This is a genomic window from Streptomyces sp. NBC_00358 (assembly GCF_036099295.1).
In the GTDB taxonomy this organism is placed as follows: Bacteria; Actinomycetota; Actinomycetes; order Streptomycetales; family Streptomycetaceae; genus Streptomyces.
This window is the reverse complement of the sequence record NZ_CP107976.1, coordinates 6,768,668-6,783,635: the sequence shown is the minus strand read 5'-3', so window position 1 is coordinate 6,783,635 and position 14,968 is coordinate 6,768,668. Positions and strand designations below refer to the sequence as shown.

The window sequence follows — 14,968 nt, the reverse complement described above, 5'->3', positions numbered from 1 at the left end:
GTTCACATCGCTCACATCACGCTCTGCGCAAGTCTGATCAGGATGAAGACGATGATCATCAGTACGAAGAAGGACAGGTCAAGCGCCACGCCCCCGAGACGCAGCGGCGGAATGAACCGCCGCAGAAGCTTGAGCGGTGGATCGGTGACAGTGTAGGTGGCCTCCAGAACGACCACCATCGGCTTGCCGGGTTGCCATGAGCGGGCGAACTGGAAGACGTAGTCCATGACCAACCGGAAAATCAGCACGATGAGGAAGCACATCAGCGCGATGTAGAAGACCTGCCCGACCACGCTCATGATCCGTGCTTCCCTCTCCCCTGTTTCCCATGCGGTGTTTCCGGTCCTGCGTCTCAGCTCTGGTTGAAGAACCCGCCCTCTGCGATGCGGGCCTTGTCCTCCGCCGTGACATCGACGTTAGCAGGCGACAACAGGAACACCTTCTGCGTCACCCGCTCGATGCTGCCGTGGAGACCGAACACCAAACCGGCCGCGAAGTCGACAAGTCGCTTCGCGTCGGTGTCATCCATCTCCGTCAGGTTCATGATCACCGGGGTGCCCTCACGGAAGTGTTCCCCGATGGTACGGGCCTCGTTGTAGGTCCGGGGATGCAGCGTGGTGATCCGGTACGGCTCTCGTTCCGACACGACCTTGGGCATGATCACCGGGGCGTTCTTCTCCAGGCTCTGACGTTCTTGTGTGATGGACGCCACGGGGGCGATGCGCGCCGGACGCCCGGACTCCGAGGCGAGCGAGGCGGAATGCGGCACCGGGTCGCGCTGCGCCGGGGGCTGTACCACTCGTACCGATTCGTCCCGTTGGGACGAGTGCGCCTGATGTGATTGGTGCGGCGGTTCATGCCGTCGCCGGTCCCGCTCGGGCTCCGGATCCAGCTCGGGCTCGAAGTCGTCATCGGGGTCGAAGCCCCTGCCGTCGTACCCATCGTCCTCCACGAGGCCGAGGTAGACCGCCATCTTGCGCATCGCGCCGGCCATGCTCTGAGTCCTCCGCTCTGTGGTGGATCGGCTGACGAATTGCCAAGTGCCCGCGATCCACGAGGTCGTTATGCCCGCCTTTGGCGGAAATGACCATATTTTCTGCTGTGGTCCGACTTCTTGGCGACGTTACCCGAGGCCGGGTCGGACTCCGAGTACCGCAGTACCGACGCGTACATGTGTCGCTCCGGCCGCCACGGCCTGTTCGAGGTCCGAGCTCATCCCTGCCGAGACCATGTTCGCAGCCGGATGAGCCCGGCGCACGGCAGTCGACAAATCCATCAGCCGCCCGAACGCCTCCTGTTGGCGGCCCGCGTACTCGCCGGTGAGCGGAGCGACGGTCATCAGCCCGTCGAGCCTGAGTCCCGGAGCCGCCGCGACGAGGTCGGCCAACTCCTCGATCCCGCCGACCCCCACACCTCCCCGCTCACCCCGGCCGCTCTCCTGCGCGTCCAGCGCGACCTGGATGAGGCATCCCACCTCGCGCTCCGCCCGCACCGCTTCCTTGGACAGGGCCGCGACGAGTCGGGAACGGTCGACGGACTGCACGAAATCCGCGTAACCGACCACAGAACGCACCTTGTTGGTCTGCAATTGGCCGACAAAATGCCACAACAGGGGCAGATCCGAGCACTCCGCGGCCTTGGGTGCCGCGTCCTGGTCCCGGTTCTCGGCCACATGACGCACACCGAGTCCCGACAGGATCCGCACATCACTCGCGGGATAGGTCTTGGTGACCACGATCAGGGTCACTTCTTCACGCTTGCGCCCGGCGGCGACACACGCCGCCGTGATGCGTTCTTCCACTTTCGCCAGATTCGCGGCGAGTTGAGCCTTACGGTCCGTCATGCCCCATCAGTCCAGCCAGACATAGCCCGCGAGCCGCCCGGTGGTGCGGTCCCGTCGGTAAGAGAAGTGGTCCCCCGATTCGAGCGTGCACACCGGCGACTGCTCCCGGTCACGCACTCCGAGCCGTTCCAACTGCGCGTGCACTCCGGCGGTCACGTCGACCGCGGGCGTTCCCCACCCGGTCTCGGCGTACGCGGCGGGCTCGACGGCGACGACCTCGGCGCGCATCGCGTCCGGCACCTCGTAGCACCGTCCGCAGACCGCGGGTCCGGTGCGGGCGACGATCCTGGCCGGATCGGCGCCGAGTTCCACCATGGCCCGTACCGCCGCGGGAACCACCCCGGCGACCATGCCGGGCCGTCCCGCGTGCGCCGCGGCCGCCACTCCGGCGACGGGGTCGGCCAGCAGGACGGGCGTGCAGTCGGCGGTGAGGACGGCGAGCGCGAGCCCCCGCCGCGCCGTGACGATCGCGTCGACGGACGGGATCTCCGAGGAGTCCCAGGGCGCCTCGACGACGGCCACGTCCGGTCCGTGCACCTGGTTCATCCAGACGACCCGGGCCGGGTCGAGGCCGAGCGCCTCGGCCGCCAGTCGCCGGTTGGCGCGTACGGCGTCGGGGTCGTCGCCGACCGCTCCGCCGAGGTTGAGCTCCTCGTACGGAACGGCGCTCACCCCGCCCCACCTGTCGGTGAAGGCGAAGTGGGCGCCGCCCACGGTGCTCGTTTCGGAGCGTTGTCCTATCACTTCAGGAAGTCCGGCACGTCCAGTTCCTCGGCCGCGCTGTCCGAGTAGGAGCGGGACGGCGGGACCGGCGGGGACACCGGCAGCTCACTGACCGGCTCCGGAGCGGGCTCCGGGGCGACCTCCTTGGGCGTGACGCTGCCGAGCGACCCGAAGGACGGGCGGCTCTCGGCGGGGCGCGTCTGGACGGGCTCGTCGCGACGGGCCGAGGACGAGCCGAGGACGTTGTCCCGCTTGGCCGGCGGCTGGCCGCCGTCGAAGCCGGCGGCGATGACGGTGACCCGTACCTCGTCGCCGAGGGCGTCGTCGATGACCGCGCCGAAGATGATGTTGGCCTCGGGGTGCGCGGCCTCGCTGACCAGCTGGGCCGCTTCGTTGATCTCGAACAGGCCGAGGTCGGAGCCGCCGGAGATGGAGAGCAGCACGCCGCGGGCGCCGTCGATGGAGGCTTCGAGGAGCGGCGAGGAGATCGCCATCTCGGCCGCCGCCACCGCGCGGTCGTCGCCGCGGGCCGAGCCGATGCCCATGAGCGCGGAACCGGCCTCGGACATCACGGACTTGACGTCGGCGAAGTCGAGGTTGATCAGACCGGGCGTGGTGATGAGGTCGGTGATGCCCTGAACGCCGGAGAGCAGGACCTGGTCGGCCGACTTGAAGGCGTCGAGGACCGAGACCTGGCGGTCCGAGATGGACAGCAGCCGGTCGTTCGGGATGACGATGAGGGTGTCGACCTCTTCGCGGAGCTCCGCGATGCCGTCCTCGGCCTGGTTGGCGCGGCGCCGGCCCTCGAAGGTGAACGGGCGGGTGACCACGCCGATGGTGAGGGCGCCCAGCGAGCGGGCGATGTTGGCCACGACGGGCGCGCCGCCGGTTCCGGTGCCGCCGCCCTCTCCGGCCGTCACGAAGACCATGTCGGCCCCCTTGAGGACCTCCTCGATCTCCTCGCGGTGGTCCTCGGCGGCCTTGCGGCCGACTGCCGGGTTGGCTCCGGCCCCGAGGCCGCGGGTGAGTTCCCGGCCGACGTCGAGCTTGACGTCGGCGTCGCTCATCAACAGCGCCTGCGCGTCGGTGTTGATGGCGATGAACTCGACGCCCTTGAGACCGACCTCGATCATCCGGTTGATGGCATTGACACCACCGCCGCCGACACCGATGACTTTGATGACTGCGAGGTAGTTCTGCGGTGCTGCCACGTCGAAGGCCTCTCGCCTCGAGTTACGTGTCGTCGCCTCGCACGTTCGCGATCCGACGACTGATGCCGAATGGGACGGTCCGAACGCCGACCCGAACCCTAACGCTGAAGTTTAGGGTTACCAGTGTGTCTGTTCCTTGGACTCTCCGAACAGGACACTAAGTCGACAAGCGGCGCACGTTCAACGAACACGCCGAACCTCCCGTTTTTCTTTTCACCCTATGTGATCAGGCGCAGCACTGCCCAACCAGGGTGCTGGCCTGCATCGATGCGAGTCAACTGCCCGACGATGCGGGGGCGGTGGGGGCACTTACGTCGAAGTACCGGGCCCCGGGATCGGCTTTCATGAGAGCAAGGAGCGTCCTGGCCTTCGCCGGCCCCTTCTCGACGCTGCCCCACTCGACCGTCCGCCCGCCGGTCAACTCCAGCGAGACGGCGTCGTAGGAACGGACCTTGACGGTACGGGTGTCACGGGCGACGGCGCCCGGAAGTTCCCCGGCGATCCGCACCGCCTCACGCACCAGCCGGTCGGCGGGGAAGCGGCGCAGCGCGGCGCGCCGCGAAACCGCCAGTTCCAGTGCGGGCACACCTTTCGGAGCGTCGGGAACGGTGGCGAACCGCACGCCCTTGGCGTCCACTTCGATGAAGTTTGCGCCCTTTTTGACGATCAGGACCGGGGTTCGTTCGGTCACTTTCAAACCGATTCCGTGCGGCCAGGACCGGACGACGTCGACCGAGTCGATTCGGGGCAATTTCCTGAGCAGTCGCGCTTCGATCGCGTCCGTGTCAACGGAGATCAACGGGGATCCGACCGGGACGTCGGCCGCCTCCCGCACCTGCGCGGCCGTCAGCACCCGCATCCCGGAAACCGACACGCGCTCCGTGCGCAGCCACGGGGAACCGTAGAGAACCCACACCGCGGCGGTTCCGGTCAACAGCACAGCAAGCAAAAGGATGATGAGCCTACGAAGGCGGCGGAGCCGCCCGATGAGGGGCGGCCGGGGCGGGCCGGACTCCAGCTTCTGCCGTTCGCCGCGGTCGGCGGTCGTCGGTCCGGCCACGCTCCCTGCCTTCCCTCATGCGGTCCTAGCGGTGCCGCGAGGCGATCGCCTCGTACACCATGGCGACGAGCAGGTCGTCGGCGTCCCGGCGGCCGAACTCGCTGGCGGCACGCGACATCTCGTACAGCCGGTGCGGGTCGGCGAGCACGGGCAGCACGTTCTGCTGCACCCACTGCGGGGTCAGCTCCGCGTCGTCGACCAGCAGTCCGCCGCCGGCCTTGACCAGCGGCTGGGCGTTCAGCCGCTGTTCGCCGTTGCCGATGGGCAGCGGGACGTAGGCGGCGGGCAGTCCGACGGCGGAGAGCTCGGCGACGGTCATCGCGCCCGAGCGGCAGAGCATCATGTCGGCCGCGGCGTACGCGAGATCCATCCGGTCCACGTACGATACCGGGATGTACGGGGGCATTCCCGGCATCTGGTGCACCTGCGGCAGTTCGTTCTTCGGACCCACCACGTGCAGGATCTGGATCCCGGCCTGCTGGAGGTACGGAGCCGCCTGCTGGACCACCTCGTTGAGGCGGCGGGCGCCCTGCGAGCCGCCCGACACGAGCAGCGTCGGCAGGTTCGGGTCGAGCCCGAACGCGGCGCGCGCCTCGGGCCGTACGGCGGCCCGGTCGAGGGTGGCGATGGAGCGGCGCAGCGGGATGCCGATGTAACGGGCCCCGCGGAGCTTGCTGTCGGGCGTGGAGACGGCGACCTGGGCCGCGTACCGCGATCCGATCTTGTTGGCGAGACCGGGGCGGGCGTTGGCCTCGTGGACGATGATCGGCACGCCGAGGCGCTTGGCCGCCAGGTAGCCGGGCAGCGCGACGTAGCCGCCGAAGCCGACGACGGCGTCGGCCTTGGTCCGCTCCATGATCTGCTCGGCGGCCTTGATCGTGCCGCGCAGCCGCCCGGGGACGGTGATCAGCTCGGGGGTGGGCTTGCGCGGCAGCGGTACGGCAGGGATCAGCGCGAGTTCGTAACCGCGCTCGGGTACGAGCCGGGTCTCAAGTCCGCGTTCCGTGCCCAGGGCCGTGATCCCCACGGTCGGGTCCTGCCTGCGCAGGGCATCCGCGAGGGCGAGCGCGGGCTCGATGTGGCCGGCGGTCCCCCCGCCGGCGAGTACGACATGCACCGAAATTCACCGCTCTCCGGACGAACGCGCCGCAGAGGCACGCCGTCTCATCGTGTTCCATCTCCGGGGCCCCGCGGCCCTTGCGGACTCTCTCACCGCACCCCGCTTTCTGCCAAAGCGGGGTTGCCGCATCGCGAGAGCCGCCCGCGCAGCGGGGTCGTCACGCGCGAAGGCGATCAGCAACCCGATGGCGAACATGGCCGGCAGCAGGGCGGAACCCCCGTAGGAGAACAGCGGGAGCGGGACACCGGCGATCGGCAGCAGACCGAGCACCGCACCGATGTTGATCACGGCCTGGGCCGTGATCCAGGTGGTCACGCCTCCCGCGGCATACCTCACGAAGGGGTCCTCCGTGCGTCCGGCCACGCGGATACCCGCATAGCCTAGAGCCGCGAAGAGGGCGAGCACCGACAGCGTCCCCGCGAGGCCCAGTTCCTCCCCAGTGATGGCGAAGATGAAGTCGGTGTGCGCTTCGGGCAGTTGGCCCCATTTCTCCACACTGGCGCCGAGGCCGGAGCCGAAGAGCCCGCCGGAGGCGAGGGCGTAGATGCCGTGCACGGCCTGCCAGCAGGTGTCGTGCGGGCCCGGTTCGGTGGCGCCGATGCAGCCCAGCCGGGACATGCGGTTGGGGCTCGTCTTGATGAGGACGAAGCCGATGGCCAGGGCGACGGACAGGACGCCCACGAAGAGCCGGGTGGGCGCTCCGGCCAGCCACAGCAGCCCGAACAGGATGGCCGTGAGGATGATCGCCGTGCCCATGTCGCCGCCGAGCATGATCAGCCCGAGCAGCATGAAGGCGACGGGAACGAGCGGCACCAGCATGTGCTTCCACTGGGCCAGCAGCCGCTTGTCCTGCTTGCGGGCGAGCAGGTCGGCGCCCCAGAGCACGAGCGCGAGCTTGCCGAACTCACTGGGCTGGATCTGGAACGAGCCGCCCAGCGAGATCCAGTTCTGGTTGCCGTTGACGGAGATCCCTATCCCGGGCACCTGCACCAGGGCCATCATGAAGACGGCGCCCGCCAGGATCGGGTAGGCCAGCGCCCGGTGCAGTTTCACCGGCATCCGTGAGGCGCCGAACAGCAGGACACCGCCGATCAGGGCGGCCAGGAACTGCTTGCGGAAGAAGAACGACCCGGGCAACGACAGCTGGAGCGCCGTGATCTGCGAGGCCGAGTAGACCATCACGAGCCCCAGCACGGTGATCAGCAGGCTGCCGCCGAGGATCAGGTAGTACGCGGTCAGCGGCCGGTCCCAGGCCTTGCGGGCGCGCGTGAGGAGTCGGCGTACGGGGTTGTCGCGCGGCACCCCGGCGACGGCGGGCCGCCGGCCGGCCCGCTGCACGGGAGGCCGGCCGGTACGGCTAGTGGGCATCGGCGTCTCCGGGCCACAACGATGTCACGCGTCCGTCCCTCCCAGTTCGCCCGGCGAGGCGGCCGGGTCAGGCGCCGAGTTCGCGGACCGCCTCCGCGAACGCGTCACCGCGCTTGTTGTAGTTGGCGAACATGTCCATGGACGCGCAGGCCGGGGCCAGCAGTACCGTGTCCCCGGGCTCGGCGAGCCTCCTGGCCTCCTGAACAGCCGCGAGCATCGCCCCAGTGTCGGTCCGGTCGAGCTCGACGACGGGTACTTCCGGTGCGTGTCGCGCCAGGGCTTCGCGGATCAGCGCGCGGTCCGCGCCGATCAGGACGACACCCCTCAGCCGCTTCGCCGACCGGGCGACCAGCTCGTCGAAGGTCGCACCCTTGGCGAGTCCGCCGGCGATCCACACGATCGACTCGTAGGCCGCCAAGGAGGCTTCCGCGGCATGCGTGTTGGTGGCCTTGGAGTCGTCGACGTAGGCGACCCGGTCCACATCGGCGACGTGCGCGATGCGGTGGGCGTCCGGGGTGAAGTCCCGCAGTCCGTCCCGTACGGCCCGGGGAGGCACCCCGAAGGCGCGCGCGAGGGCAGCCGCGGCAAGAGCGTTGGCGATGTTGTGCGGGGCGGACGGACGGACGTCGGAGACCTCCGCCAGCTCCTGGGCGTTCTTCTGCCGGTTCTCGACGAAGGCTCGGTCGACCAGGATGCCGTCCACGACGCCGAGTTGGGACGGTCCGGGAGCGCCGAGGGTGAAGCCGACCGCCCGGCAGCCCTCCTCGACGTCCGCCGCGCGCACCAGGTCCTCGGTGGCCTTGTCGGCCACGTTGTAGACGCAGGCGACCCGATTGCCCTCGTAGACACGGCCCTTGTCGGCGGCGTACGCCTCCATGGAGCCGTGCCAGTCGAGATGGTCGGGCGCGAGGTTCAGGACGGCCGCGGAGTGGGCGCGCAGCGAGGGCGCCCAGTGGAGCTGGTAGCTGGAGAGTTCGACCGCGAGGACGTCGTACTCCTCGTCGCCGAGGACGGCGTCGAGGAGGGAGACGCCGATGTTGCCGACAGCCGCGGTGCGCAGACCCGCCGCCTTCAGGATGGAGGCGAGCATCTGGACGGTCGTGGTCTTGCCGTTGGTGCCGGTGACCGCGAGCCAGGGCGCGGGCTTCCTGCCGTCCAGTTCCCGCAGCCGCCAGGCGAGTTCGACGTCGCCCCAGACCGGGACGCCCGCCGCGGCGGCCGCGGCGAACAGCGGCTTGCCGGGCTGCCAGCCGGGCGCGGTCACGATGAGCTCGGTGCCCTCGGGCAGGGTCGCGCCGTCACCGAGGCGCACGGTGACGCCGAGCGCCTCCAGTTCCGCGGCCTGCGCCCGGGCCCTTTCGTCGTCCCCGTCGTTGACGACGGTGACGACTGCGCCGAGGCCGTGCAGGACCTTGGCGGCCGGGATGCCCGAGACGCCCAGGCCGGCGACGGTGACGTTCGTGCCCTGCCAGTTGGTCACTTCTTGGCTGCCCATCCTGCGTAGAAGAGGCCGAGTCCGACGATGACGCACATGCCCTGGATGATCCAGAAGCGGACCACCACAAGGACTTCGGACCACCCCTTGAGTTCGAAGTGGTGCTGTAGTGGGGCCATGCGGAAGACGCGTTTCCCGGTCAGCTTGAAGGAGCCGACCTGGATGACCACCGACATCGTGATGAGGACGAAGAGGCCGCCGAGCAGGGCGACCAGGATCTCCGTGCGGGAGCAGATCGCGAGACCGGCGAGCGCGCCGCCGAGGGCCAGCGAACCGGTGTCACCCATGAAGATCTTGGCCGGCGAGGTGTTCCACCACAGGAAGCCGAAGCAGGCTCCCATCAGGGCGGAGGCGACCACCGCGAGGTCGAGTGGATCTCGTACCTCGTAGCAGGCGGCCGGGTTGGTCAGGGTCTGCGCGTTGGCGCAGGACTCCTGGAACTGCCAGACGCCGATGAAGGTGTAGGCGCCGAAGACCATCGTGGCGGCGCCGGTGGCGAGGCCGTCCAGACCGTCCGTCAGGTTCACGCCGTTCGACATGGCGAGGATCATGAACAGCGCCCAGACCACGAACAGCACCGGGCCGATGGACCAGCCGAAGTCCTGGACGAAGGACAGCTTCGTGGACGCCGGGGTGTTGCCGCGGTTGTCGGCGAACATCAGCGCCAGCACCGCGAAGCTGATGCCCACGATCAGCTGTCCGGCCATCTTCGCCTTGGCCCGCAGGCCGAGCGAGCGCCGCTTGATGATCTTGATGTAGTCGTCCAGGAAGCCGACCAGGCCCATGCCCGCCATCAGGCCGAGCACCAGCAGGCCCGAGAAGGTGGGCGGATAACCCGTGATCACCTTGGACAGGAAGTACGCGATGATCGTCGCGAGGATGAAGGCGATACCACCCATGGTCGGCGTACCGCGCTTGCTGGCGTGCTCACGCGGGCCGTCGTCGCGGATGTACTGGCCGTAGCCCTTGCGGGCCAGCAGCTTGATCAGCAGCGGAGTGCCGACCAGAGTCAGGAACAGGCCAATGACTCCCGCGAACAGGATCTGCTTCATCATCGGGCGGAAACCTCACCCTCGGTACCGTCGGAGAGCAGCGCGAGCGCCACCCGTTCCAGCCCGACGGACCTGGACGCCTTCACGAGCACGACGTCCCCTGGGCGCAGCTCACTGCGCAACAGGTCGACAGCCGCCTGTGCGTCGGACACGTGCACCGACTCCTCACCCCACGAACCCTCGTTATATGCGCCCAGTTGCAGCCAGGACGCTTCCCTGCCCCCAACCGCGACGAGCTTGCCGACATTGAGCCGGACGGCAAGCCGTCCGACCGCGTCGTGCTCGGCGAGCGCCTCGTCCCCGAGCTCGGCCATCTGACCGAGCACCGCCCACGTACGACCCCCTTGTGCCCGACGGGCTGTGCCCATCGCCGCGAGCGCGCGCAGGGCGGCTCGCATGGACTCGGGGTTCGCGTTGTAGGCGTCGTTGACGACCGTCACGCCGTCCGGACGCTCGGTGACCTCCATCCGCCAGCGGGAGAGGGAGCCCGCCTCGGAGAGCGCGCGGGCGATCTCGTCTGCGGACATGCCCAGCTCATGGGCGACGGCGGCCGCGGCGAGCGCGTTCGACACGTGGTGCTCACCGTACAGGCGCATGGTCACATCACTGCACCCGGAGGGTGTGCGAAGACTGAAGGAAGGCTGTCCGCTCTCCGTGAGCCGGACGTTCTCGGCCCGTACGTCCGCTTCGTCGGACTCTCCGAAGAGGATCACGCGCGCTTTCGTGCGGGAGGCCATGGCGCGTACGAGGGGATCGTCGGCGTTGAGGACCGCGGCGCCGTCCTCGGGGAGGCTCTCGACGAGCTCGCCCTTTGCTTGCGCGATCTGCTCACGGCCGCCGAACTCGCCGATGTGGGCGGTGCCGACGTTGAGGACGAGACCGATCCTCGGCGGGGTGAGACCCGTCAGGTAGCGGATGTGGCCGATGCCGCGGGCGCCCATCTCCAGCACGAGGAACTTCGTCTCCTCGGTGGCGCTGAGCGCGGTGAGCGGCAGTCCGATCTCGTTGTTGAGGGAGCCGGGGGTGAAGACGGTCGGCGCCTTGCTCCGCAGCACCTGGGCGATCAGGTCCTTGGTGCTGGTCTTGCCCGCGGAACCGGTGAGGGCCACGAGGGTCGCGCCGAGCCGTTCGACGACATGGCGGGCGAGGGCGCCGAGGGCCGTCTGCACGTCGTCGACGACGATGGCGGGCACGCCGACGGGGCGGGACGCCAGGACGGCGGCCGCGCCGGCTCCGATCACCGCCTCGGCGTAGTCGTGGCCGTCCACGCGTTCGCCTACGAAGGCGACGAAGAGACTGCCGGGCTCCACTTCACGGGAGTCCCTGACGACCGGTCCGGTGACCTGTACCGCCGGATCCGGTATGTCGTACGTCTGCCCGCCGACGACTGCTGCGATCTCGGCGAGAGAGAGGGCGATCACAAGTTCATCCCTGGGTCTGCTGGATTGCTTCGCGAAGCACTTGGCGGTCGTCGAAGGGACGCACCACCCCGGCGATGTCCTGGCCCTGTTCGTGGCCCTTGCCCGCGACCAGCACGGTGTCGCCCGGCTTTGCGCGCGCGACGGCCGCGGCGATGGCGGCGGCCCGGTCCTCGAAGACCTGGACCTCGCCGCGCTCGTGCGCCGGCACTTCGGCGGCGCCCGCGAGCATCGTGGCGAGGATCGCCAGCGGGTCCTCGGAACGGGGGTTGTCGGACGTCAGTACGGCGGTGTCGGCGAGCCGGGCCACGGCCGCGCCCATCGGCTTCCGCTTGGTCCTGTCACGGTCGCCGCCGCAGCCGAGCACCACGTGCAGGCTGCCCTCGGTCACCTTGCGCAGGGCGCGCAGGACGGATTCGACGGCGTCCGTCTTGTGGGCGTAGTCGACGACGGCGAGGTAGGGCTGGCCCTCGTCCACGCGCTCCAGCCGGCCCGGGACCCCGGGGACGGCGGCCACACCGTCGGCCGCGGTCTGCGGGTCGAGCCCGGCGACCGCGAGGGCGACGATCGCGGCGAGGGTGTTCGCCACGTTGAAGGGGCCGGCGAGGGGTGAGCGGGCGGTGATCCGCTCACCCTTGGGTCCGACCGCGGTGAACGTCGAGTCCATCGGGCCGACTTCCACGTCCTCGGCGCGCCAGTCGGCGTCCGGGTGGCCCTCCGCGGAGAAGGTGACGACCGGGACGGTGGCCTCCTCGGCGAGCCGGCGGCCGTACTCGTCGTCCAGGTTGACCACGCCGAGCCGGCTGCGCCGGGCCGTGAACAGCTGCGCCTTGGCCTGGAAGTAGTCCTCCATGCCCGTGTGGAACTCCATGTGTTCCGGGCTGAGGTTGTTGAAGACCGCGACGTCGAAGACGCAGCCGTCGACGCGGCCGAGGACCAGCGCGTGGCTGGAGACCTCCATCGCCACCGAGTCGACGCCGCGCTCGCGCATGACGGCGAACAGGGCCTGCAGGTCGGTGGCCTCGGGCGTGGTGCGCTCCGACTTGATGCGCTCGTCGCCGATGCGCATCTCGACCGTGCCGATCAGCCCGGTGGAGCGGACCGTCCTCAGGCCGCCCTCGACGAGGTAGGCCGTCGTGGTCTTGCCGGAGGTGCCGGTGATGCCGATCTGGAGGAGATCGCGGCCCGGGTGGCCGTAGATGGTGGCCGCGAGCTCGCCCATCGATCCGCGCGGGTCCTCGACGACGAGGACCGGCAGACCGGTGGCCGCGGCGCGCTGGGCGCCGGTCGGGTCGGTGAGGACGGCGACGGCGCCGAGGCCGGCCGCCTGGGTCACGAAGTCGGCGCCGTGCAGTCGCGCGCCGGGAAGGGCGGCGTACACGTCGCCGGGTCGCACCGCGCGGGAGTCATGGGTGATGCCCGTGACCCCGGCTTCGCTCCCCGGCTGTTCGGCGCCCAGCTGATCGGCCAGCTCCGCGAGGTGGATGGCGGAGACGTGAACCGGCCGCGGCGGCCCCGGATATGTCACAGGAGCGCCCTTCTGGGTGGTTTGGGACTGATCAGCTTGTGGCACGGCGGTGAGCGTACCGGGCTCACCCCCGCCGGGGCGAAGCGAGGGCGCGGACGGGGTGTGCGGGGAGGAGTGGTCCCCGGGGTCCGGAGTGATCGTTGTCACGAGTGGTTCCTGGTCCGTTGTGCGTGGGTGCTGATCTTGGCGTGCGGTCACGGCCCGAACGAGACGGGCAGCCGGGCCGCGCGGGCGCCGGTGGGCGGGACCTGAAGGGTCTTCAGCGCGAACTCCATCACCTGCTTGAACACGGGTCCGCAGATCTGGCCGCCGTAGTAGCTGCCCTTCGTGGCGTTCTGGATCGCGCAGTAGACGGTGATCCGCGGCTTGTCGGCGGGCGCGAATCCGGCGAACGAGGAGGTGTATCCGTGGTACTTGCCGGTGGCCGGATCCACGCGGTTGGCCGTACCCGTCTTGCCCGCGACCCGGTACCCCGGGATGCGCGCCTTGATGCCCGTGCCCTGCTCGTCGTCCACCACGGACTCCAGCATCTGGGCGAGGCTCTTCGCCGTCTTCTCGCTCACGACCCGGTTCTTGCGGGGCGCGGCGGCGGGTGTGAAGCGGCCGTCCGGTCCCTTCGTGCCGCGTACCAGGGTCGGCTCGATGCGGACGCCGCCGTTGGCGATGGTCGAGTAGACGGAGGCCGCCTGCATCGCGTTGATCGACACGCCCTGACCGAAAGGGATCGTGAACTGCTGCGAGGTCGACCACTTGCCGGCGGGCGCGAGGATGCCGGCCGTCTCCCCGGGGAAGCCGAGCCCGGTATGACTGCCGATGCCGAACTTGCGCAGATACGAGTAGAGGACCTCGTCGGCCTGTTTCTGGGTCTTGCCGAGCTGGCCGGTCGCCAGGATGGTGCCGATGTTGCTGGACTTGGCGAGCACTCCGTTGAGCGTGAGGTCCCAGGTCTTGTGGTCGATGTCGTCCTGGAAGAGCCGGTCGCCGCGGTGCAGCCGGTTGGGCACGACGACATGGGTCTCGGGGGTGGCCACGTTCTCCTGGAGGACGGCGGCCATCGACATCAGCTTGGCGGTGGAGCCGGGCTCGTACGCGTCCTGGAGGGCCGCGTTGCCCATGGCCGCCGCGTTGGCCTGGGTGAGGTCGTTGGGGTCGAAGCCGGGCGAGTTGGCCATGGCGAGGACCTGGCCGGTCCTGGTGTCCTGCACGACCACGTAGCCGCGGTCCGCCCTGGACTCCTTCACCTGCTGGGTGATGGCGTCCTGCGCGGCCCACTGGATGTCCCGGTCGATGGTCAGCTCGACGTCGGAGCCGGCCACGGCGGGGGTCTCGGTGGAGCCCACGGTCGGCACCTGGCGGCCGCCGGACTGGGCGTAGCGGATCTTGCCGTCCTTGCCGGTGAGCTGTTTGTTCAGCTGCTGCTCGATACCGCCGCCGCCCTTGCCGTCGGCGTTGACCCAGCCCAGTATCCCGGCGGCGAGATCACCGTTGGGGTACACGCGCTTGCTGGCCGGCACCGCGAGGACGCCCGCGAGGACGTTGACGGTGTTCCGGTCGGTCTCGGCCTTGGTGCCGAGCGTGCTCTTCAGGTCCTTGATCTGCTGCCAGACCTGGGGGGTGCGGCGGTGCGCGAGGAGCGTGTAGCGGGTGTTCTTCGCCCGCAGCTTCCTGGCGACGGTGTCCACGTCCTGGCCGATGATCGGACCGAGGAGCGCGGCGGCCTGCTCGGGAGCGTCCCCCACCTTGGTGGCCGCGCGCGTGAACATCGTCGGGTCCGCGGTGATGTCGTACGCGTCCACGCTCGTCGCCAGTTCGACGCCGTCGCGGTCGGTGATCCCGCCGCGCTCGGCGGCCAGCGTCCGCCCGACGTAGCGGTTCTGCTCGGCCTTCGCCGCGTAGGTGCTCGCGTCCACGGCCTGCACCTGGAGCAGCCGTACGACGAACGCGATCATCACCAGGGTCAGCGCGAGGCTGACCATGCGCAGGCGGGGGCGGGGGCTGCCGAGCCGGATGACGCGCGGGCCGTCGGAGCGGTTCGCGGCCGGCCGGCGTACGGGGCGGGCGCCGGGCCCCGGACGGCTGCGGCCGCCGGGCCGTACGGGCCTGGCGGGGCCGGGTACTCGGCGGCGCGGCGGTTCCCTGTCGGACACTTC

The 14,968-nt window shown here is 69.7% G+C and carries 13 protein-coding genes; all 13 read right to left on the bottom strand.

Going from position 1 to position 14,968, the window contains the following annotated elements; genetic code table 11:
* Positions 1-11: 11 nt before the first annotated feature.
* A complete protein-coding gene (locus OHT01_RS28885; protein WP_326788310.1) occupies positions 12-299 on the bottom strand; it encodes a YggT family protein in 288 nt (95 codons plus the stop codon).
* 53 nt (positions 300-352) lie between these two features.
* Complete coding sequence (locus OHT01_RS28880) at positions 353-994, bottom strand: cell division protein SepF (RefSeq protein WP_328556032.1); 642 nt, start codon at positions 992-994, stop codon at positions 353-355.
* 129 nt (positions 995-1,123) lie between these two features.
* Complete coding sequence (locus OHT01_RS28875; RefSeq protein ID WP_328556031.1) at positions 1,124-1,843, bottom strand: YggS family pyridoxal phosphate-dependent enzyme; 720 nt, start codon at positions 1,841-1,843, stop codon at positions 1,124-1,126.
* A gap of 6 nt (positions 1,844-1,849) precedes the next feature.
* Positions 1,850-2,587 (bottom strand): peptidoglycan editing factor PgeF, encoded by a 738-nt coding sequence (gene pgeF / locus OHT01_RS28870; protein ID WP_328556030.1) that lies wholly within the window; start codon positions 2,585-2,587, stop codon positions 1,850-1,852.
* Positions 2,584-3,777, bottom strand: a complete 1,194-nt coding sequence (gene ftsZ, locus OHT01_RS28865; protein ID WP_328556029.1) for a cell division protein FtsZ — start codon at positions 3,775-3,777, stop codon at positions 2,584-2,586. The genes pgeF and ftsZ overlap by 4 nt, the downstream gene beginning before the upstream one ends.
* A gap of 274 nt (positions 3,778-4,051) precedes the next feature.
* On the bottom strand, positions 4,052-4,837 hold the full coding sequence (locus tag OHT01_RS28860; RefSeq protein ID WP_328556028.1) for a cell division protein FtsQ/DivIB: 786 nt from the start codon (positions 4,835-4,837) through the stop codon (positions 4,052-4,054).
* Positions 4,838-4,862: 25 nt separating this feature from the next.
* The gene (gene murG, locus OHT01_RS28855) at positions 4,863-5,954 is read right to left on the bottom strand and encodes an undecaprenyldiphospho-muramoylpentapeptide beta-N-acetylglucosaminyltransferase (protein WP_328556027.1); all 1,092 of its coding nucleotides are present in this window, start codon (positions 5,952-5,954) and stop codon (positions 4,863-4,865) included.
* Between the two features lie 6 nt (positions 5,955-5,960).
* A complete protein-coding gene (gene ftsW, locus OHT01_RS28850; protein ID WP_328556026.1) occupies positions 5,961-7,325 on the bottom strand; it encodes a putative lipid II flippase FtsW in 1,365 nt (454 codons plus the stop codon).
* 67 nt (positions 7,326-7,392) lie between these two features.
* Positions 7,393-8,820, bottom strand: a complete 1,428-nt coding sequence (murD, locus tag OHT01_RS28845; protein ID WP_328556025.1) for a UDP-N-acetylmuramoyl-L-alanine--D-glutamate ligase — start codon at positions 8,818-8,820, stop codon at positions 7,393-7,395.
* On the bottom strand, positions 8,802-9,875 hold the full coding sequence (mraY, locus tag OHT01_RS28840) for a phospho-N-acetylmuramoyl-pentapeptide-transferase (protein WP_328556024.1): 1,074 nt from the start codon (positions 9,873-9,875) through the stop codon (positions 8,802-8,804). Before mraY ends, murD begins: the two co-directional genes overlap by 19 nt.
* Positions 9,872-11,293 (bottom strand): UDP-N-acetylmuramoyl-tripeptide--D-alanyl-D-alanine ligase, encoded by a 1,422-nt coding sequence (locus OHT01_RS28835; protein ID WP_328556023.1) that lies wholly within the window; start codon positions 11,291-11,293, stop codon positions 9,872-9,874. Before OHT01_RS28835 ends, mraY begins: the two co-directional genes overlap by 4 nt.
* Positions 11,294-11,297: 4 nt before the next feature.
* Positions 11,298-12,818, bottom strand: a complete 1,521-nt coding sequence (locus OHT01_RS28830) for a UDP-N-acetylmuramoyl-L-alanyl-D-glutamate--2,6-diaminopimelate ligase (RefSeq protein WP_328558307.1) — start codon at positions 12,816-12,818, stop codon at positions 11,298-11,300.
* A 194-nt stretch (positions 12,819-13,012) separates the two neighbouring features.
* A complete protein-coding gene (locus tag OHT01_RS28825; protein ID WP_328556022.1) occupies positions 13,013-14,965 on the bottom strand; it encodes a peptidoglycan D,D-transpeptidase FtsI family protein in 1,953 nt (650 codons plus the stop codon).
* Positions 14,966-14,968: the final 3 nt, after the last annotated feature.